The organism is Rhizobium sp. 01T444, assembly GCF_056398305.1.
In genome coordinates, this window is sequence record NZ_JBFTPD010000416.1 from 1 (window position 1) to 520 (window position 520).

The following is a 520-nucleotide window of genomic DNA, read 5'->3' on the forward strand; positions in this document are numbered from 1 at the left end:
GAGCACGAGGATCGACGCCAGGATCGACAGCGGGATGGTCAGCGCGATGATCAGGGTGCTGCGCCAGTTGCCGAGGAACAGCAGCACCATCGCGGCCGTCAGCGCGGCGGCGAGCATGGCTTCGGCCACGACGCCCTGCACGGCGGCCTTGACGAAGATCGACTGGTCGAAGAGCGGCGTGATCTTGATGTCGCTCGGCATCGCCTGCGCGGCGACGGGCAGCAGCGCGCGCAGGTTCGACACGATGTCCAGCGTCGACGCGCCGCCGTTCTTGAGCACCGAAAGCAGCACGCCGCGCACGCCGTCCTGCCGCACCACGTTCGTCTGCGGCGAGAAGCCGTCGCGCACATTGGCCACGTCGCGCAGATAGATGGTGGCGCCGTTGGCGGTGCGCACCGGCAGGTCGTTGAGACCGGCGATCTCTTCGGGCGAGCCGTTCATCTTCACGCTGTATTCGGTCGCGCCGAACTTGACCGTGCCCGAAGGGAGGATCAGGTTCTGCGCGTTGACCGCGTTCACC

At 67.3% G+C, this 520-nt stretch carries 1 protein-coding gene; it reads right to left on the reverse strand.

Annotated elements, in window-relative coordinates:
* A partial coding sequence (locus tag AC1DTN_RS39235) for an efflux RND transporter permease subunit (RefSeq protein WP_477925658.1) occupies positions 1 to 520 on the reverse strand: 520 nt, incomplete at both ends.